This is a genomic window from Ruegeria sp. O4 (genome assembly GCF_056535125.1).
Genome location: NZ_JBQERO010000001.1, coordinates 18,223 through 36,207, shown reverse-complemented (window position 1 = coordinate 36,207; position 17,985 = coordinate 18,223). Strand labels below are relative to the sequence as shown.

At 57.3% G+C, this 17,985-nt stretch carries 17 protein-coding genes; 7 read left to right on the top strand and 10 right to left on the bottom strand.

The genetic code is table 11. The features are described from left to right. From preA to ACR0J7_RS00160, 4 genes are all read right to left on the bottom strand, one after another. Positions 1 to 1,305 (bottom strand): NAD-dependent dihydropyrimidine dehydrogenase subunit PreA, encoded by a 1,305-nt coding sequence (gene preA, locus ACR0J7_RS00175; protein WP_480565171.1) that lies wholly within the window; start codon positions 1,303 to 1,305, stop codon positions 1 to 3. Between the two features lie 18 nt (positions 1,306 to 1,323). Beyond that, positions 1,324 to 2,160, bottom strand: a complete 837-nt coding sequence (locus tag ACR0J7_RS00170) for a class I SAM-dependent methyltransferase (protein ID WP_480505530.1) — start codon at positions 2,158 to 2,160, stop codon at positions 1,324 to 1,326. Positions 2,161 to 2,206: 46 nt separating this feature from the next. Beyond that, positions 2,207 to 3,541: an NAD(P)-dependent oxidoreductase gene (locus tag ACR0J7_RS00165; RefSeq protein WP_480912949.1), complete on the bottom strand. Its 1,335-nt coding sequence runs from the start codon at positions 3,539 to 3,541 to the stop codon at positions 2,207 to 2,209. A 159-nt stretch (positions 3,542 to 3,700) separates the two neighbouring features. Continuing rightward, positions 3,701 to 4,333: a cupin domain-containing protein gene (locus ACR0J7_RS00160; RefSeq protein WP_480912948.1), complete on the bottom strand. Its 633-nt coding sequence runs from the start codon at positions 4,331 to 4,333 to the stop codon at positions 3,701 to 3,703. A gap of 144 nt (positions 4,334 to 4,477) precedes the next feature. Between ACR0J7_RS00160 and ACR0J7_RS00155 the strand changes: the two genes are divergently transcribed. The 3 genes from ACR0J7_RS00155 to ACR0J7_RS00145 all read left to right on the top strand — a co-directional run bounded on the left by ACR0J7_RS00155 (position 4,478) and on the right by ACR0J7_RS00145 (position 7,550). After that, positions 4,478 to 5,473 carry a hypothetical protein gene (locus ACR0J7_RS00155; protein WP_480912947.1) on the top strand — a complete coding sequence of 332 codons (996 nt, stop codon included), beginning with the start codon at positions 4,478 to 4,480 and terminating at the stop codon, positions 5,471 to 5,473. A 71-nt stretch (positions 5,474 to 5,544) separates the two neighbouring features. Then, the gene (locus ACR0J7_RS00150) at positions 5,545 to 6,837 is read left to right on the top strand and encodes an O-acetylhomoserine aminocarboxypropyltransferase/cysteine synthase family protein (RefSeq protein ID WP_480912945.1); all 1,293 of its coding nucleotides are present in this window, start codon (positions 5,545 to 5,547) and stop codon (positions 6,835 to 6,837) included. A 2-nt stretch (positions 6,838 to 6,839) separates the two neighbouring features. Next, positions 6,840 to 7,550 carry a GNAT family N-acetyltransferase gene (locus ACR0J7_RS00145; RefSeq protein WP_480505537.1) on the top strand — a complete coding sequence of 237 codons (711 nt, stop codon included), beginning with the start codon at positions 6,840 to 6,842 and terminating at the stop codon, positions 7,548 to 7,550. A gap of 2 nt (positions 7,551 to 7,552) precedes the next feature. On the opposite strand, the gene ACR0J7_RS00140 is transcribed toward ACR0J7_RS00145, so the two are convergent. Beyond that, positions 7,553 to 8,257 (bottom strand): SIMPL domain-containing protein, encoded by a 705-nt coding sequence (locus ACR0J7_RS00140; RefSeq protein WP_480772587.1) that lies wholly within the window; start codon positions 8,255 to 8,257, stop codon positions 7,553 to 7,555. 155 nt (positions 8,258 to 8,412) lie between these two features. Between ACR0J7_RS00140 and ACR0J7_RS00135 the strand changes: the two genes are divergently transcribed. Next, entirely contained in the window at positions 8,413 to 10,365 is a 1,953-nt protein-coding gene (locus tag ACR0J7_RS00135) for a hypothetical protein (RefSeq protein ID WP_480912943.1), read from the top strand. 87 nt (positions 10,366 to 10,452) lie between these two features. On the opposite strand, the gene hppD is transcribed toward ACR0J7_RS00135, so the two are convergent. Continuing rightward, a complete protein-coding gene (hppD, locus tag ACR0J7_RS00130; RefSeq protein WP_480912941.1) occupies positions 10,453 to 11,550 on the bottom strand; it encodes a 4-hydroxyphenylpyruvate dioxygenase in 1,098 nt (365 codons plus the stop codon). Positions 11,551 to 11,696: 146 nt separating this feature from the next. Between hppD and ACR0J7_RS00125 the strand changes: the two genes are divergently transcribed. Both ACR0J7_RS00125 and ACR0J7_RS00120 read left to right on the top strand, forming a co-directional pair. Beyond that, complete coding sequence (locus tag ACR0J7_RS00125; protein ID WP_480565199.1) at positions 11,697 to 12,152, top strand: Lrp/AsnC family transcriptional regulator; 456 nt, start codon at positions 11,697 to 11,699, stop codon at positions 12,150 to 12,152. A 19-nt stretch (positions 12,153 to 12,171) separates the two neighbouring features. Then, complete coding sequence (locus ACR0J7_RS00120; RefSeq protein ID WP_480565201.1) at positions 12,172 to 14,052, top strand: monovalent cation:proton antiporter-2 (CPA2) family protein; 1,881 nt, start codon at positions 12,172 to 12,174, stop codon at positions 14,050 to 14,052. Between the two features lie 30 nt (positions 14,053 to 14,082). Here the strand turns inward: ACR0J7_RS00120 and cobT are convergent, their stop codons facing one another. Further along, positions 14,083 to 15,093, bottom strand: coding sequence for a nicotinate-nucleotide--dimethylbenzimidazole phosphoribosyltransferase (gene cobT / locus ACR0J7_RS00115; RefSeq protein ID WP_480505547.1), 1,011 nt, complete (start codon positions 15,091 to 15,093; stop codon positions 14,083 to 14,085). Between the two features lie 30 nt (positions 15,094 to 15,123). Between cobT and cobS the strand changes: the two genes are divergently transcribed. Next, on the top strand, positions 15,124 to 15,936 hold the full coding sequence (gene cobS / locus ACR0J7_RS00110) for an adenosylcobinamide-GDP ribazoletransferase (protein WP_480912939.1): 813 nt from the start codon (positions 15,124 to 15,126) through the stop codon (positions 15,934 to 15,936). On the opposite strand, the gene ACR0J7_RS00105 is transcribed toward cobS, so the two are convergent. From ACR0J7_RS00105 to fdxA, 3 genes are all read right to left on the bottom strand, one after another. Further along, the gene (locus ACR0J7_RS00105) at positions 15,933 to 16,694 is read right to left on the bottom strand and encodes a potassium channel family protein (RefSeq protein ID WP_480481368.1); all 762 of its coding nucleotides are present in this window, start codon (positions 16,692 to 16,694) and stop codon (positions 15,933 to 15,935) included. The genes cobS and ACR0J7_RS00105 overlap by 4 nt on opposite strands. A gap of 117 nt (positions 16,695 to 16,811) precedes the next feature. Next, positions 16,812 to 17,321 (bottom strand): CarD family transcriptional regulator, encoded by a 510-nt coding sequence (locus ACR0J7_RS00100; protein ID WP_209504207.1) that lies wholly within the window; start codon positions 17,319 to 17,321, stop codon positions 16,812 to 16,814. Positions 17,322 to 17,600: 279 nt separating this feature from the next. Then, positions 17,601 to 17,939, bottom strand: coding sequence for a ferredoxin FdxA (gene fdxA, locus ACR0J7_RS00095; protein WP_170616129.1), 339 nt, complete (start codon positions 17,937 to 17,939; stop codon positions 17,601 to 17,603). Positions 17,940 to 17,985: the final 46 nt, after the last annotated feature.

Genomic DNA, 17,985 nt, shown 5'->3' with positions numbered 1-17,985 from the left:
TCATTCCGCTGCTTTGGCCATCGGATTGTTCGGGTGCGTGGTCCAGTTCGCATAGGTCGGCTGAACCTCTTTCCCGGTGCGCGGATCGATTTCACCCGCCGCCATCGGCACCATCGAAATACAGCCTTCCACCGGGCAGACATCAACGCAGAGGTTACAGGCGACGCATTCGTCATCCATCACCTCGAACACACGGTCATCCGACATTGAAATCGCCTGATGGCTGGTATCTTCACAGGCGGCATAGCATCGGCCGCATTTGATGCACTGGTCCTGATCGATCTTGGCTTTGGCGATGTAGTTCAGGTTCAGGTATTGCCAATCGGTGACATTGGGCACCGCGCGCCCGATCACCTCATCAATGCTGGTATACCCCTTTTCATCCATCCATTCCGACAGACCTGCAGTCAATTCATCAATGATCTTGAACCCATAGGTCATCGCAGCGGTACAGACCTGCACCGTGCCACAACCCAGTGAAATAAACTCGGCCGCATCACGCCATGTGGTGACACCCCCGATGCCCGAGATTGGCATGCCATGCGTCGCCTCGGCCCGAGCGATTTCGGACACCATCGACAGGGCGATCGGCTTCACGGCAGGGCCGCAATATCCTCCGTGGCTGCCCTTGCCATCGATCGAGGGTTCCGGGCTGAACGTATCCAGATTGACGCTGGTGATCGAATTGATCGTATTGATAAGCGACACCGCATCCGCGCCGCCATTTCTGGCCGCCGCCGCAGGTTTCCGGATATCGGTGATATTCGGTGTCAGTTTCACGATGACCGGACGGTCATAGTATTGCTTGCACCACCGCGTGACCATTTCGATATATTCCGGAACCTGCCCTACGGCGGACCCCATACCGCGCTCACTCATCCCGTGCGGGCAACCGAAGTTCAGTTCGATTCCGTCCGCGCCGGTTTCGGCCACGCGCGGTAGAATGGCTTTCCAGGCTTCTTCCTCGCAGGGCACCATAATCGAAGCGATCAGGGCGCGATCCGGATAGTCGGACTTGACCCGCGCCATTTCCTCGAGGTTCACCTCAAGCGGGCGGTCGGTGATCAGTTCGATATTGTTCAGTCCCAGCAAACGGCGGTCGGCACCATAAATCGCGCCATACCGCGGGCCGTTCACATTTACGACCGGCGGCCCCTCGGACCCCAGCGTCTTCCACACAACACCGCCCCAACCGGCCTCAAACGCGCGACGAACATTGTATTCCTTGTCCGTCGGCGGCGCAGAGGCCAACCAGTAAGGGTTGGGGCTGGAAATGCCCAGAAAGTTAGTCGTCAGATCGGCCATGGCTTCTCCCTTCCCGGCTCAGCCGGATTTTTTGAATATCATTTCGGTCGGGCGTATGCGCCCGGCCTTGAGGTTTTTGACGTAGTTCTGGAACTTTTCGGGTGCCGTCTCGCCCATCATCAGATGAATGCCCAGCGGTGCCGGGCCGGATTCAGCAATCTTTGCAAAGACGTCCTCGAAGAACTGTATCGCGAATTCGGTGCGATCCGTTTCTGTCACCAGTTCAAGACCCGCGGCGCTTGCCGCAGACTTATAAACATCCGGCGCATCCACGAACGAGGTTTCGGCCACAGTGGACCACGGCAGAGGGAAAGCCAGCGGCTCGTCCACGTCTCCGCCCATCACATCGAACAGGGCAAAAGTACCGCCCTTGGCTAGCGCCCGCGACACTTCGGCGAACAGCTCGGCCTTGTCCATAATGTTCATGCCCACATGCATCATGACAGCCAGATCGAACCCAGCATCCGGCACCGGCATCTCCAAGGCACTGCCCACATGAAAGCTGGTTTTCGAGGAATGCCCGACCATATCGCTGAGCACCCTGGCGGTTTCAACGAATTCCGGTGTCAGATCGACGCCCGTTACCGTCGAGTCATAGCGATCCACAACATAGCGAGAGGTTCCGCCGATACCGCATCCGACATCCAGAACGCGCGTCGCATGGGTCGGCGACAACTGCGCAAACAGGTTGTTGGTCGCCAGAACGCCACCCGTGTGGAACTCGTCCCCTGCTTTCAGGTCTGCGACCGTGGCCGCATCCGGATCGATACCGCTGGCCTCAAGCGCCGCGCGAACGCGGTCGGTCAGAGCTCCGGTGGTGTAATGTTGCGCTACGGCTTGTTCGATCTGGGACATAGGAATACCTCAGCAGCGAAAGGAATGGGGTGAATACCCCATCCTATCACGAAACCAGCGTCGCGTGGATGTCCATTGCAGCATCCCTGCCTTCGGCAACAGCCGTGACTGTCAGGTCCTCGCCACCCGCCGCGCAATCTCCACCTGCCCAGACACCGGCCACTGAAGTGCGTCCCGCACCGCTGACAGCGATCTTGTTGCCGTCCAGCTTCAGCCCTTCCGGCGCACCTTCCAGAGTCTGACCGATGGCCTTGAGAATCTGGTCTGCCCGCAGCCGGACCGTTTCACCGGTTCCGGTGAGTTGGCCGTTCTGGCTCGAGGTATATTCCAGCTCAATCTCGGTGGCGGCTCCATTGCCGTGTACTGCCACCGGCTGCACGTTGGTCAAAATCTGAACCCCGTGCGAGGCTGCCAGATCCTGTTCGTACCGGCTGGCACCCATGGCGTCGCGGCCCCGGCGATAGGCAATGGTGACATTCTCGGCACCTAACAATTTGGACTTTACCGCTGCGTCCACGGCAGTCATGCCTCCGCCAATCACGACGACGTTCCGCCCGACAGGAAGCTTTGCAAGATCACCAGCCTGCCGCACGTCCGAGATGAAATTGACGGCATCCCGCACGCCGTCCTTGTCAACACCATCCGCGCGCAGGGCATTCACCCCGGCAAGTCCGATGGACAGGAACACCGCGTCGTAGTTTTTGACCAGACCATCCAGTGAGATGCTTTCACCCAGAACCGACCCGGTTTCAATCGAGATACCACCGATTTTCAGCAGCCAGTCGACCTCGGCCTGCGCAAAATTGTTGGTCGATTTATAGGCGGCAATCCCGTATTCATTCAGACCGCCCGGTTTGGGTTTGCCTTCGTGGATCACCACGTCATGGCCCAGCATGGCAAGGCGATGCGCGCAGGCCAGACCAGCAGGCCCTGCCCCCACGACAGCAACCGTTTTCCCGGTTGATGCCGCACGCTCAAACGGATGCGCGCCCAAGGACATAAGATCATCCGTCGCAAAGCGCTGTAGTCGCCCGATCTCGACCGGCTTACCTTCGGCCGCCTCACGAACACAGGCCTCTTCGCACAGTGTTTCCGTCGGACAGACACGGGCGCACATCCCGCCCAAGATGTTCTGCTGAAAGATCGTTCGCCCGGCTGACTGCGGCTGTCCGGCCTGAATCTGACGGATGAATAGCGGAATATCGATGTCTGTCGGACACGCTGTGACGCAAGGCGCGTCATAGCAGAAATAACAACGGTCTGCTGCAACTGCGGCCTCATGCGGGGCCAATGGCGGATGCAGATCGGTGAAATTCGAGGTCAGCTCATCGCTTGAAAGCCGCCCGGCGACGATGCCGGGTGCCATCTGGCCCTGTGCCATCACTCTACTCCCTGTAGATATGTTTGTTATGATCTCAGCTTGCCACAAATAAATTTTTTATCAATTGGTAAAATTTGTCAGATGATCAAAAAATTGAAAATCCGGGCCTTAAAACCCGGATTCACTGGCATTTTGGTTAATTTCAGGGCCGAAAAGCTTTCAGACCATTTCGCCAAGATGGTGGGACTTGGTCCAAACCCGGGCGCCGTCAGGCCCTGCAACGGCCCGCGAGTGCGTTCCGGGCGGCAAGCGCAACCAGTCCCATGTCGAAAATTCCTCCCCCGATTCACAGAAACTGCCGCTTATGACAAACACTTCCATTCCGTCGCGCGCATCCAGCTCGACCACGTCCCCCGCCGCCCATGTCCGCACAAAAACGTCCTCATGATCATCTTTGAACAGTTGCACGTCAGAATCGCCATTTATCGAGCGACGCACCTCGGTACGGTCTTGCGGGTCAAACTGGTGCAGCTTGACCAGAATGGTCGCGCCTTCCGCTGCAGACGGAGTGTGCGAGGACGTCGGCGGATTGCGCACATAGCTGCCGACGGGGAAATCTCCGGTCTCGTCCTGAAATACGCCGTCCAGCACCAGATATTCCTCGCCGCCGTCATGGGTATGGGCGGAAAAAGCGCTGCCGGGCGCAAAGCGGACAATGGTCGTTGCACGGGCCACCTCATCACCAATCCGGTCCAGCATTTTACGCTCGACGCCAGCCGCAGGGGAAGCAACCCATTCGCTATTGTCAAAATGAACTGCGACCCGTTTTGTGAAATCCGCATTGATCCGCATGTGTAACCCTTTCTGCTGCGACCCCTGAAAGAAATGGGATCGCGTGATGAAATTTCAAATTTTCCGCTTTTGACGCCTTGGGCCGCTTGCTGTAATCCGAACTTCAAGGTGCACGGTCAAACACCTGTCGGGAAACGGGCATAGATGCAGGCAACGTCACAGAAATTCAACATCGCGGTCGTCGGTCAAAACAACCGCCTGCAATATGAATCCCTGTTGTTTGCGGCTTCACTGCGCCATTCTTCGCCGCAATTCGAGGGCAAACTGTTTGTCGCCACGCCCAATCCGGGGCCACGCTGGAAACAGGACCCACGCATTCAGGACGAAGAAGTTCTGAATGCCCTGAAACAACTGGATGCCGAAATTCTGCCCTTCGACTCGCATGTATTCGGTGAAAGCTATCCCTACGGCAACAAGATCGAAGCGCTGATGGCCCTGCCGGAAGATGAGCCCTTTGTGTTCTTTGACACCGACACGCTGATCACTGGCGAGATCACATCTGTACCTTTTGACTTCGACCGCCCCAGCGCATCACTGAAGGTTGAAGGGACATGGCCCAAACCAACGCTGTATGGCCCCGGCTTTGACGGTATCTGGCGCGCGCTTTACGCCCGGTTCGGGTTGGATTTCGAAAGCTCGCTGGACACCGATCAACCCCATGACCACTGGCGGCGGTACCTGTATTTCAATGCAGGCTATTTCTTCTATAAATGCCCGCGGAGATTTGGTGAGCGTTTTCTGGACTACGCCAGGACAATCCGCGACGAAAACATTCCGGAGCTGACTGGCCAAAGCCTTGACCCCTGGCTGGACCAGGCCGCCCTGCCCCTTGTCATTCACTCGTTCGGTGGCGGTCGTGATGTTTTGCCCCCCGGTTTGCTGGACGGGTCCGTCAGTTGCCACTATCGCCTGTTTCCCTTGCTTTACGCCCGTGAAAGCGACCATGTGATAGACGTCTTGGAAACCGTCGTCGCTCCAAACAAGGTCAAGAAGGTTCTCAAGCAATACGAGCCACTGAAAAAGATGGTGCTGCAGGGGAAAGGCGCAAAAGTCCGCGCCCTGTTTGACCGGGATAATCTGCCACGACGTGAACAGGCCATCCGCAACACGATCAAAAGCAAGGGCCTCTGGCTGCGCTGACAGGATCGTTGTGCGCAGGCGGGCAATGGCCTACAGATTTCGCAAGACAAATTCCAACAGGAGATTTCAAGATGTCTGACGGCCCCACCTACGGTTTCGACACGTTGCAAATTCACGCGGGCGCCCGCCCCGACCCGGCGACCGGAGCGCGCCAGACACCCATTTATCAAACCACAGCCTATGTGTTTCGCGATGCAGATCACGCAGCGGCCCTGTTCAACCTGCAAGAGGTAGGCTTTATCTATTCCCGCCTGACCAATCCAACTGTGGCCGTTCTTCAGGAACGCGTGGCAACTCTTGAAGGTGGCGTTGGTGCTGTTTGCTGTTCGTCCGGGCACGCGGCCCAAATCATGGCGCTGTTCCCGCTGATGGGTCCGGGTTGCAACGTGGTCGCCTCGACCCGTCTGTATGGCGGCACGGTCACGCAGTTCAGCCAGACGATCAAACGTTTTGGCTGGTCTGCCAAGTTTGTCGACACCGATGATCTGGACGCGGTGAAGGGCGCAATCGATGAGAATACCCGTGCGATTTTCTGCGAGTCCATCGCCAATCCCGGCGGCTATGTGACGGATATCCGTGCGCTGGCGGACGCGGCTGATGCGGCGGGCATTCCGCTGATCGTCGATAACACCTCGGCCACGCCCTATCTGTGCCGCCCGATTGATCACGGCGCGACCCTGGTCGTGCATTCAACCACCAAGTACCTGACCGGCAACGGTACGGTCACCGGCGGTTGCATCGTGGATTCGGGCAAGTTCGACTGGTCGGCAAATGACAAGTTCCCCTCGCTCAGCCAACCCGAACCGGCCTATCATGGACTGAAGTTCCACGAGACCTTTGGCCCGTTGGCCTTCACCTTCCATGGCATCGCCATCGGTCTGCGTGATCTGGGCATGACCATGAACCCGCAGGCAGCCCACTACACGCTGATGGGGATCGAAACCCTATCGCTGCGGATGGAGCGTCATGTTGAAAACGCGCAAAAAATCGCGGCCTGGCTGGAAGCGGATGATCGCGTGGACTACGTCACCTATGCCGGGCTGCCCTCTTCACCCTATCAGGATCGGGTGAAGACTCAGTATCCACGTGGTGCAGGCGCATTGTTCACCTTTGCAGTGAAGGGCGGCTATGACGCCTGTATCAAGCTGGTCAATGCGCTGGAAATCTTCAGCCACGTAGCCAATCTGGGCGACGCGCGCTCGCTGATCATTCATTCGGCATCGACCACGCACCGTCAGTTGACCCCGGAACAGCAGGAAGCCGCAGGCGCAGGTCCGGGCGTGGTGCGCGTGTCCATCGGGATCGAGGACGTGAACGATCTGATTGCCGACCTTGATCAAGCCCTGGCCAAAGCAACCGCCTGACCATGACCCAGCACGACACAAACAACCTTGGCCAGCCTATCGGTTTACCGGTTTCGGGTGACTTTCCACGCCCGACGCCACCCAATACGCCGATGGTGGGCCGGTATTGTTCTGTCGTGCCCCTTGATGTGAACAGGCATGCGCCCGGACTGTTCCGGGCGTTTGCAAAGGACACGGATGGCCGCAACTGGACCTACCTGCCTTACGGCCCGTTTGCTGGCGAGTCTGAGTTCGAAGACTGGGCGCGCGCCAACTGCATGGATGCGGACCCGATGTTCCATACTGTTCTGGACGGTGATGACATACCATTGGGCATGGCTTCATACCTCAGGATAGCACCCGCCGCCGGAGCGATTGAGGTCGGGCATATCCACTTTTCACCCCTGCTTCAGCGCAAACCACAATCAACCGAAGTCATGTATCTGATGATGCGGCGCGTGTTCGATGAACTGGGTTACCGGCGTTACGAATGGAAATGCGACGCGCTGAATGGTCCGTCGCGCAGTGCGGCAGAGCGGCTTGGGTTTACCTTCGAAGGCGTGTTTCGCCAAGCAACCCACTACAAAGGGCGCAACCGCGACACTGCCTGGTATTCAATCATAGATACCGAATGGCCACGCATCCGTGATGCTTTCGAGGCCTGGTTGTCACCCGACAATTTCGACGCTTCGGGCCAGCAACGAAAACCGCTGACGGCCCGCGCGACAGGTTGAACTCATTCCGAGATCTCGAACACCATCGAGACGCTGACAGACACCGAAACCTCACCACCTGCGACAGGAACACCCCCTGCGTCAGCCATGCTCATCATGCGCATCTCGGGCATCGGGCGCACGCCCCCCGTTTGTTCCGAAATCGTTTGCACCGCGCCAAGGGTTACACCCGCCGCCTGTGCCAGCTGCTCGGCCTTGGCCATAGCTTCGCCGACAGCTTGCGCGCGCGCTTGGGCTTCGATTGGTTTGGTATCCTGCACCCCAAAGCTCAATCCACCAAAATCGTTGGCGCCATCCTGAATGACCGCATCCATGATGCTTCCAAGCTTGGACAGATCACGCACACGCACAAACACGCGGTTCGAGGCTGCGAACCCCGAAATTTCCGGTGTTTCCCCATTCTGCCCGTGCCGCCCGGACCAAACAGGGGAAAGCGACAGATCGCGGGTCTGAATATCGCGGTCTTCAATCCCCATCCCGGTCAGGCGCGCAAGAACCTTCTCAACTGCGTCCGAGGTGGCCTGCATCGCTGCCGAAGCCTCGGCATTTTCATTTGTTACACCCAATGTGATCGTCGCCATATCGGGAGCAACCTCGATGGTTCCGGTTGCGTCAACGGTGATGCGACGTTCTTCCGCATGGGCAAGTCCAGCGGTCGTTGCGGCCATCATCGCGGCCAGAAAAGCGAATGTCTTCAATGTTATCACTCCGATTTGCTTGCATTAAAGATGGGTCGGCGATGCATTGCCATACAAGAGGAGAGTTTGCCTTTTTCTTTCCCTCGGCAAGTTCCTGCTTTAATGTCGGTCTGCGAACGCCAAGGTGTTTGCATCGACGTTGATAATTATGGTTCCTGCGGATTATGAAACCTGCCTTTGCGCTGTCTTTTTCTGCGACCGGAATATCATTGTATCATCACTCGGATGACGAATGGTTCGTTATCGGCTCGATTCCTTTGGATTCGCCGGACCTGTCCGGTCAGATGCAGGTTTTGCGGGAAAACGCCTTTGCGCTGGAAAACGACCTGAGCTGCAAGCTTGTTTTGCCTTCCGAACAGGTTCGATACCTTCAGGTTGCAACCGATGACTTACCCCCCGAAGACACGGTCGAACGTATCGAGAGCGCACTTGCCGACGCAACGCCTTACGCTTTGTCCGAACTCAGTTACGACTATCAGACCGAAGGCGGCACCACCTATGTTGCAGCTGTTGCGCAGGAAACGCTGAGCGAGGCGCGGGCCTTTGCCTCGGACCATGGTTTCGTACCGGTTTTGTTTTGCGCCGAGGAAGACGCAGACGCATTCCCCCGAGAGGCATTGTTCACAGAACGTTCGGGCGCATCGAAAACCCGCCCAACAGAGCCCCCGCTGTCGGTAAAAAACACAGAGCAGCCCGAACCGGCAAAATCCGCTGGGAAACCAGCGCATCCCATTGCAGGCGCAGCGGCACCAAACGTGTTTCTGACCCCCGAAACACCTGACAATAAGTTTGCGACTACGAAAGCGCAGGCACCGCGTTTTGCTATCCCGGCATTTGCCGCGGCGCTTCTTCTTGGTGGCGCTTTCGGCGTTTGGCTGGCCTTGGACAGCGGTAGAGAAACAGATCAGGTCGCACTGAGCCCAACTCCAACCGAGACAGGTGTTTCCGCGCCGGATATCGACGCCCTGCCACCGATAGTGCCCGAAGTTGCGGCAATTGCCCCCCCGGAAAACTTGCCACCTGAGCCTGCTCTGGACAGGGACGTGCCCCCAACACCAGAACCTACTGACGCCGAAGCCGAAGAACAACCGGAACTCACGCCTACCGACGCGGCAATCCTTGAGGCGCTCAAGGTGGCCCCGACCCCTGTTGAATCTGTGGCTCAGGACCCCGAGGCAAATGAGGATATCAGCGCTGCCTCCGGTGTGAATGTAACGCCTCCGGCCGCTTTGGACGTGCCAGAAGCTCCGGAGCCGGACGAGTTGTATCTGACGTCGATTGACAAATCCGACCTGTCCAGCGATGCGGTTGCCCTGCCCCCGGCTTCCAGTTTCGATACCGACGAACCCTTCGTTCGGGACGTGCAACATGGCATTGCAGGAGCCCGGTTCAATCTGGATGACCGCGGGCTGGTAACGCCCACGCCGGAAGGGACGCTGAACCCGGATGGGATTGTCATTTATCAGGGCCGGCCACCGAAGGTTCCTCCAGCGACGCCAGTGCGTTTCGAAGACGAACCCGTACTTGACGAGGTCGACGAAAGACTGGCCGGTCTTCGCCCCAAACCTCGCCCCGCAGATCTTGTCGAGAGCTTCGAGCGCGGGCAATTGGGGGGGCGGTCGCTGGCAGAGCTTTCGACGAAGCGACCCAAAGCACGCCCGGACAGTTTGCAAGCGCGCACAGAAATCGACGAGACGCCAACCGCATTGGCCGTTGTTCGCGTCCCGCGCCCCAGAGTGCGCCCGGCGGGTCTTGTTACTGCAAAGGCACCTGCTTCTGGTAACTCCAATCTTGGATCAACGGCCGCGCTGGACCAGAGTTCAGACGACGCCGGATCGTTTCAGGCGAAATCGGTTGCACCCAAGATTCCCACAACCGCATCTGTAGCCCGCCAGGCTACGCTCGATAACGCGATCAATCTGCGTCGCCTGAATCTGATCGGCGTTTACGGCACGCCCGCAAACCGGCGCGCTTTAGTTCGGCTTCCCAGCGGGCGCTACAAAAAACTGAAAGTTGGGGACAGTATTGACGGCGGCAAGGTCATTGCTATCAGTGACAGTGAACTGCGTTATCAAAAGAAAGGTCGCAACGTGACCCTGGCGATGCCGCGCAGCTGACATAGGCGCTCAAAGCTGTGACCGATCACCTGTAGACAGGCACGTCAGAGGCAGCAGAACCGCCCCCGACTTATTGGTTCATTTGGATCAAGCCGCGGAAATCTCGCCGCTTTCGATCTGTTCGCGCTCGATGGATTCAAACAGCGCCTGGAAGTTCCCTTCGCCGAAACCATCATCACCCTTGCGCTGAATAAACTCGAAGAAGATCGGGCCAATCACCGTTTTCGAGAAGATCTGCAACAGAATGCGCGTCTCGCCCCCGTCAACGACACCTTCACCGTCGATCAGGATGCCGTGTTTCATCATCCGGTCCAGCGGCTCTTCATGACCGACCACGCGGGTCCTGGACATCTCGTAATAAGCTTCATTCGGACCCGGCATGAACTTCAGGCCGTTTTCAGCAATGGCATCGGTCGAGGCATAGATGTCATCGCTACCAACCGCGATATGCTGAATGCCTTCACCTTTGTATTTCTTCAGGTAAGACACGATCTGCCCGGTCTCGCCGCGGTCCTCGTTGATCGGAATACGGATGCGCCCGCAGGGTGATGTCAGCGCACGGCTGTAAAGGCCGGTGAATTTTCCCTGAATGTCAAAGAAACGAATTTCACAGAAGTTGAACAGGTCGCCATAGAACTTGAACCACTTGTCCATGTTGCCCTTGTAGACATTGTGCGTCAGGTGATCGAGATAGAAGAACCCTTCGCCCCGAGGTTTGGATTCCTTGATCCATTCGAATTCCTGATTATAGGGCGATGTGTCGTAGTACTGATCAATGAAATAGATCAGCGACCCGCCAATACCCTTGATCGCAGGCACATTCATGGTTTTGTCAGCGTGGTCGTAAGGTTCCGCACCTTTTGACACGGCATGTTCGTACGCTTTTTGCGCGTCCACGACCCGCCAGCCCATCGACGGCGCACAGGGCCCATGTTCGGCCACGAACTTAGCCGCAAAACTGTCCGGGTCAGCATTCAGGATATACGTCACATCCCCTTGCTGCCATAGCTCGACAGAGGGTTTTTCCTTGTGGCGGGCCACCAGATCAAACCCCATCTTTGCGAACAGGTCACGCAGCTCCTGCGGTTCTGGGTGGGCGAATTCGACGAATTCAAACCCATCTGTACCGGCAGGGTTTTCTTCGCTGATCACGGATTTCGGGGCATTGTGCGGGAAAGGACCCATGGGCGTCTCCTACGAAAACAGGAATTTCTTTGCTGATTCAAAAATACGACTTTTCTGACGCTGTTTCTGCGCATTGTTTTCGTATAAACTGCAAGATGACGCGCAAAACGCGCATAAAAGTTAATAAAACCAGGATTTTTCCGCACATGCTGGATGCAACCGACAAGCGACTGCTTTCCGCGCTGCAAAAAGACGCGCATCTGACGGCCCATCAACTGGGTGAAATGCTGAACCTGTCGCCCAGCCAAGCGGGACGCCGCCGACAGCGGCTTGAAGTCGAAGGGTACATCACCGGGTACGCTGCCCGGCTGGACCCGCTGAAACTGGGCCTGCAGGTGCAGGGGTTCGTTCAGGTGCATCTGGGCACCCATGGCCCCGAGCAATCCGCAAGCTTTGCCCGCATGGTCGACACCCGCTCCGAGATTACCAGCGCATGGACGATGACGGGTGAGGCAGACTATCTGCTGCACATCTACTGTGACGACCTGTCCGCCCTCAACAGCTTGCTACATCAGGTGATCCTGCCGCATCCTGCCGTTGCACGAGTACAGAGCCAGATTGTAATGGATCAACTTAAACGCGACGCCCCCCTTCCCACCTGAAAAGGTTCCGAGGACACACATGGACGACTTTCTATACCAGGCTTCGATCTATCTGGCAGCGGCAGTCATTGCCGTTCCCCTGTCTGCCAGACTGGGGTTGGGATCTGTGCTGGGCTATCTTGCAGCCGGGATCATAATCGGACCCGTACTGGGGTTAGTCGGAGCGGAAACCGAAAATCTTCAGCATGTGGCCGAATTTGGCGTGGTGATGATGCTGTTTCTCATTGGTCTGGAATTGGAGCCACGCGCCTTATGGGATATGCGCGACAAGCTATTGGGTCTGGGCGGTTTGCAGGTGTTGCTGTCAACAGTCGCGATTGCTGCCGTGGCCATGTACGCCAACCATCCATGGTCGGTTGCTCTGGCGGTGGGGTTGACCCTTTCGCTTTCATCGACCGCGATCGTTCTTCAAACCCTGTCAGAAAAAGGCCTGATGCAGACAAACGGCGGCCGCGCGACATTTTCGGTTCTGTTGACGCAGGACATCGCGGTGATCCCAATTCTGGCTTTGTTGCCACTGCTGGCGCTACCCGCCATGCCGCGTTTCCAAGCAGATGGATCGATTGACCGGGGGGCTGGAGGATCACATGGCGCAGGCGATCACAGTTTGTCGCTGGTTGAAGGGCTGCCGGGCTGGGCCGTTACCCTTGTCACAATCGGCGCGGTGGTGTTTGTCATTCTGGCCGGTGTCTACCTGACAAGACCGTTGTTTCGTTTCATCCACGCAACCCGTCTGCGCGAGATGTACACTGCACTGGCGCTGATGATCGTCGTGGGCATTTCGTTTCTGATGACACTGGTCGGCCTGTCACCTGCCTTGGGCGCGTTTCTGGCAGGCGTTGTTCTGGCCAGTTCTGAATTCAGACATGAAATGGAAAGCGACCTTGAGCCGTTCAAAGGATTGTTTCTGGGGCTGTTTTTCATCACGGTCGGTGCCGGAATAGACTTCGGTTATTTTTTCAACGACCCGCTGGACCTGATTGGACTGGCGCTGCTTGTGATACTTGCCAAGGGGATCATCCTATTTCTGGTGGGCAAGGCCTTCAAACTGCGGGGACGTGATCACTGGTTGTTCACCCTTGGGTTGGCGCAGGCTGGTGAGTTCGGTTTTGTCCTGCTGGCATTTTCGACGAAACAGAATGTCATTCCGCCCGACCTGTCGCAGAAACTGCTAATGATCGTTGCTCTGACGATGTTAATCACGCCTCTTCTTTTCATCGTCTACGATGCGTTGTCGCGGAAGATTGGCGATTCCGCGGCCAGCCCTGAACCTGACGTGATTGACGAAAAGGGCCCGGTCATCATCGCCGGCATTGGTCGCTTTGGTCAGATCGTCAACCGGCTGGTGCGGGCCAGCGGTTTCAAGACAGTCGTTCTGGACCACAATATTGAAACGATTCAGCTGATGCGCCGATTTGGCGTCAAAGGCTTTCTGGGCGATCCCACTCGGCCGGAACTGTTGCGCGCGGCGGGATTGGACAAAGCATCCGTTCTTGTCGCCGTTATGGATGATCACAAGCAAGTCACACGGCTTGTCAGCTATGCCAGACGGCAGCGTCCTGACCTTCACATCATCGCCCGCGCCCGCGACCGGACCCATGTATACGAGTTGTATCAGGCGGGTGCCAATGACATCGTGCGGGAAATGTTCGACAGTTCGCTGCGCGCAGGTCGCTATGTTCTGGAGAATATCGGACTGAGTGAATACGAAGCAGCCCAGGCTGAACAGACGTTTTACCACCATGACAGGAAGGCAGTGCGCGATCTGGCCGAGCTTTGGGTCCCCGGAATGCCAATCGCCGAAAACAAGAAATACATCGAGCGTTCGCAGGCGCTGGAAAAGGATCTGGAAACCGCGCTGCTGGAACTGGCTGAAGAGCACGCCAAGAAATCGGCCTGACCCAGGCCTTTGCCCGGGTCAGGTGCGGGTTTAGCCGTCCGAAACCCCAGCTTCGGCAAAGGTAGCCATGCCGGAATGACAGGCGACGGCACTTTTCAGAATGTTGATCGCCAAGGCCCCGCCGGACCCTTCGCCCAACCGCAGGCCAAGGCTCAGCAACGGCTCTTTACCCAATTTTGCCAGCACGGCACCATGGGCCGCTTCGGCGCTTTGGTGGCCTGCCACGGCATGATCCAGCGCGCCATCGGACAGCTTCCATAAGCAGGCTGCGGCGGCCGAACAGATGAACCCGTCCAGGATCACCGGGATGCGCAACACCCGCGCGGCAGCAATTGCACCCGCCATCGCAGCAATCTCGCGCCCACCCAGACAGCGCAGGATGTCCAGACCATCATTCGACGTGTGTTTCGCGACGCCCTCGGCCACGACACGGGTTTTGTTGACCAGACCGGCGTCATCCACACCGGTTCCGCGCCCTGTCCAATCGGACGCGTCGCCACCAAACAGCGCGCAGGCAATAGCCGCAGCCGGGGTGGTGTTGCCAATCCCCATTTCGCCGACCACCAAAAGATCGGATTGCGGATCAACGGCCAGCCAGCCAGTGCGCAACGCGGCCAGCAACTCATCCTCTGTCATGGCGGGGGTTTGGGTGAAATCCGCGGTCGGCTTGTCCAGATCCAGCGCGTGAACATCCATCTTCGCGCCTGCCGCCCTTGCCAACTGATTTATCGCCGCCCCGCCATGTTCGAAATTCATCACCATCTGCACGGTTACTTCCGGCGGAAAGGCCGAAACACCCTGCGCGCTAACACCGTGATTTCCGGCAAACACAATGACCTGAGGCGCGCTGATTTGTGGACGGGCGTCCCCTCGCCATCCTGCATACCAGACCGCAAGATCCTCAAGCCGACCAAGCGCACCAGGGGGTTTGGTCAATTGTCCATTTCGTTCGGCCGCGCCCTGCACCGCAGCGGCATCCGGGCCCGGAGCCCCCGCCAGGACAGCACGGAACGTGTTCAAATCATTCAGTTCAGGCAGCATGAAAGCCTCATTGCATCAGAGTGGTCCTGCGTGTTTAACCGAAGGATCGAAACCAACAAGACCCCGAAAGGCACGGGCGTGCAAAAAAACGACACCAAACCGTTTTCCCTGTGGGATGTTCCGCTGGCCCTGGTGCTGTTGACCCGCCTGCCCCTGCCCCGTTTGCCCAAAGCCGTGTTTGCCCGGCAGGCACAATCGGTATGGGCATTTCCACTGGTTGGGCTGGTCGTTGGCGGGCTGGCATGCCTGACCGGTTGGCTGGCGATGGGGTTTCAACTGCCCCCGTTTGTCGCAGCCTCGTTGCTGGTCGCGGTACTGATCCTGTTGACGGGCGCTATGCACGAGGATGGTCTGGCCGACACGTTCGACGGGCTTTGGGGCGGTTTCACCGCTGAACGTCGGCTGGAGATCATGAAGGACAGCCAGATTGGAACGTACGGCGTGCTTGCCTTGATGATCTCGCAGATTTTACGAATATCCGCGATTTCCACCATGCTGGCTGTTGGTCCGATCTGGATGGTTGTTGCAGCTTGCGTATTTTCCCGCGCCCTGATGCCAGCTCTAATGGTTCTTCTTCCAAACGCCAGAAAGTCGGGCCTGAGCCATTCAGTTGGCACCCCCGGCGCAGGATCAGCCTGTATCGCTGTGGGCATCGCGATTCTGGTCGCTTACAGCTTGTGCGGAAGTCTGGCGCTTACCGCGATACTCTTCGCGGCTTTGATCGTCGCTGTTTTGGGGCTCGTCGCGAAGACCAAGATCGGCGGTCAAACCGGAGACATTCTGGGCGCATCACAACAATTGGCGGAAATCACATTTCTGCTTGCCATCAGCGCCCAGATCTAAGACGCGCCCCCGGTTTCAATTCGCAACGTATCGCCGCAATGTTTGCAATGCACGGCGTCGGGGTCGTGCCGGTACAGCCCGCAGCTGGGGCATTTGTGGCGGACCTTCTGTGGCGCGAAAATCGCCTGCGCCAGCCGGACGAACAAGGCTACGCCAACGACCATAATGAAGACGGAAAACATTTTGCCGCCCGGTGTGACCAAAGTGATGTCGCCAAACCCGGTCGTGGTGAGCGTCGCCATGGTAAAATACAGCGCGTCTATGTAAGGCGTTTGCGCGTCTTCGGGGATAAAAAATACCAAAACGGCCGTCGAGGTGGCAAAAACAAAGACCAGCAGGTTGATCGCCGCAATAACTGCGTCCTCGTGCGTGCGGAAAAAACGGCTGTCGCGCCGCAGATCCCAGAGCAGGTGATATGAATGGATCAGACGCAGGGCACGTAAAATCCGCAGGAAAGCGAGGTTGCCTGTCAAAAACGGATCAAGCACCAGCGAGAGGATGACCACGATATCCGCCACTGTGTAAATCTGGCGCAAAAATCTCCAGCGGTCTTTTGAGATCCAGAGCCGCGCAGAGAAATCCAGAAAAATCAGCACACCGACCAGTTGGCTTGCAACGGTTAAGCCCGGCCCATGCGGGATGTGCGCCGTCCCGACAAAGAAAATGATTGTCGCAACATCGAACAGGATCAGCGCATACCTAAACCAGACCGAAACAGGGTCGTGTCCGATGTACAGGTATTTCACAGTCTGCTTCATGTGCGTCCGGTAATCTGCTGCATACACAGTGAAATTAGCGCCACTTGAACAATTCACCAAGCCACGAAAAAGGCCGCCCCAAATTTGGAGCGGCCCGTATTGTCAATGTACCTTCGATCAGGCAGCGCGTGAGGTCAGAACCTCGTCAACCTGTTTGGCGGCTGACACCTCGCCAGCGCCTGAAACAGCCGCGACCTCACGGGTCAGACGCTCCAAGGCAGCTTCATACAGCTGGCGCTCGGAATAGCTCTGCTCGCGCTGATCATCGGTGCGGTGCAGGTCACGGACCACTTCGGCGATCGAGATCAGATCACCCGAGTTGATCTTCTGTTCATATTCTTGTGCGCGACGGGACCACATGGCGCGTTTCACCTTGGCCTTGCCTTTCAGCGTTTTCATCGCCTGGCTGATCACATCGGGCGAGCTGAGCGACCGCAGACCGGACTCGGTTACCTTGTTGGTCGGAACGCGCAACGTCATCTTGTCTTTCTCAAATGAGATGACGAACAGCTCAAGCGAGAATCCCGCGACATCCTGTTCCTCGATCGAGATAATCTGGCCCACGCCATGGGCGGGGTAGACAACATAGTCGTTCGGGCGGAACTCGAGCTTTTTCGACTTTGTCATTCAGTTTTTTCCTTGCTAGCGGACGGGACACGGACAACAAAAGCACCACATGCGGGGACTGTCTCAGCCCCGTCAGGCGGCGATATTGTCACAAATTCAGAACTCCAAAGTGAGCATACTTACGGAGCGCATCCCAATCTCGGTCATCATGTAGATATAGTATATCACAAATTTACGACGCCCGAAAGTTTACCTTACGGGAATTTATTATATTCAACCTGCATTCAACAGGTTGTGCCGCGGTCTTTATGCCAAAACAGGCCGCTTGGAACGAATCACTCAGCCGCCTTCGCCGGGCGCTTCCGAGAAATACTTCTCCATCTTGCCCTCTTCACCGTCACGCTCCTCCGCATCTGGCAGCGGGTCTTTCTTGGTGACAATCACCGGCCATTGTTCGGAATACTTACGATTGAACTCAACCCACTCCTCCATACCTGGCTCGGTATCGGGGCGGATCGCGTCGGCGGGGCACTCGGGCTCGCACACGCCGCAGTCAATGCATTCGTCAGGATGGATGACCAGCGTATTTTCACCTTCGTAGAAACAGTCCACCGGACACACTTCGACACAGTCGGTGTATTTGCAGGCGATACAGTTTTCGGTGACTACATAGGTCATGGTCGGATTCCTGTTTGCGGTTTGAGCGACTAGCTAATTCAGTCTG

Excerpts from the sequence above, each read along its gene's own strand:
- preA (WP_480565171.1), bottom strand. The coding sequence starts at position 1,305 with ATGGCCGATCTGACGACTAACTTTCTGGGCATTTCCAGCCCCAACCCT.
- ACR0J7_RS00170 (WP_480505530.1), bottom strand. The coding sequence starts at position 2,160 with ATGTCCCAGATCGAACAAGCCGTAGCGCAACATTACACCACCGGAGCT.
- ACR0J7_RS00165 (WP_480912949.1), bottom strand. The coding sequence starts at position 3,541 with ATGGCACAGGGCCAGATGGCACCCGGCATCGTCGCCGGGCGGCTTTCA.
- ACR0J7_RS00160 (WP_480912948.1), bottom strand. The coding sequence starts at position 4,333 with ATGCGGATCAATGCGGATTTCACAAAACGGGTCGCAGTTCATTTTGAC.
- ACR0J7_RS00155 (WP_480912947.1), top strand. The coding sequence starts at position 4,478 with ATGCAGGCAACGTCACAGAAATTCAACATCGCGGTCGTCGGTCAAAAC.
- ACR0J7_RS00150 (WP_480912945.1), top strand. The coding sequence starts at position 5,545 with ATGTCTGACGGCCCCACCTACGGTTTCGACACGTTGCAAATTCACGCG.
- ACR0J7_RS00145 (WP_480505537.1), top strand. The coding sequence starts at position 6,840 with ATGACCCAGCACGACACAAACAACCTTGGCCAGCCTATCGGTTTACCG.
- ACR0J7_RS00135 (WP_480912943.1), top strand. The coding sequence starts at position 8,413 with ATGAAACCTGCCTTTGCGCTGTCTTTTTCTGCGACCGGAATATCATTG.
- hppD (WP_480912941.1), bottom strand. The coding sequence starts at position 11,550 with ATGGGTCCTTTCCCGCACAATGCCCCGAAATCCGTGATCAGCGAAGAA.
- ACR0J7_RS00125 (WP_480565199.1), top strand. The coding sequence starts at position 11,697 with ATGCTGGATGCAACCGACAAGCGACTGCTTTCCGCGCTGCAAAAAGAC.
- ACR0J7_RS00120 (WP_480565201.1), top strand. The coding sequence starts at position 12,172 with ATGGACGACTTTCTATACCAGGCTTCGATCTATCTGGCAGCGGCAGTC.
- cobT (WP_480505547.1), bottom strand. The coding sequence starts at position 15,093 with ATGCTGCCTGAACTGAATGATTTGAACACGTTCCGTGCTGTCCTGGCG.
- ACR0J7_RS00105 (WP_480481368.1), bottom strand. The coding sequence starts at position 16,694 with ATGAAGCAGACTGTGAAATACCTGTACATCGGACACGACCCTGTTTCG.
- ACR0J7_RS00100 (WP_209504207.1), bottom strand. The coding sequence starts at position 17,321 with ATGACAAAGTCGAAAAAGCTCGAGTTCCGCCCGAACGACTATGTTGTC.
- fdxA (WP_170616129.1), bottom strand. The coding sequence starts at position 17,939 with ATGACCTATGTAGTCACCGAAAACTGTATCGCCTGCAAATACACCGAC.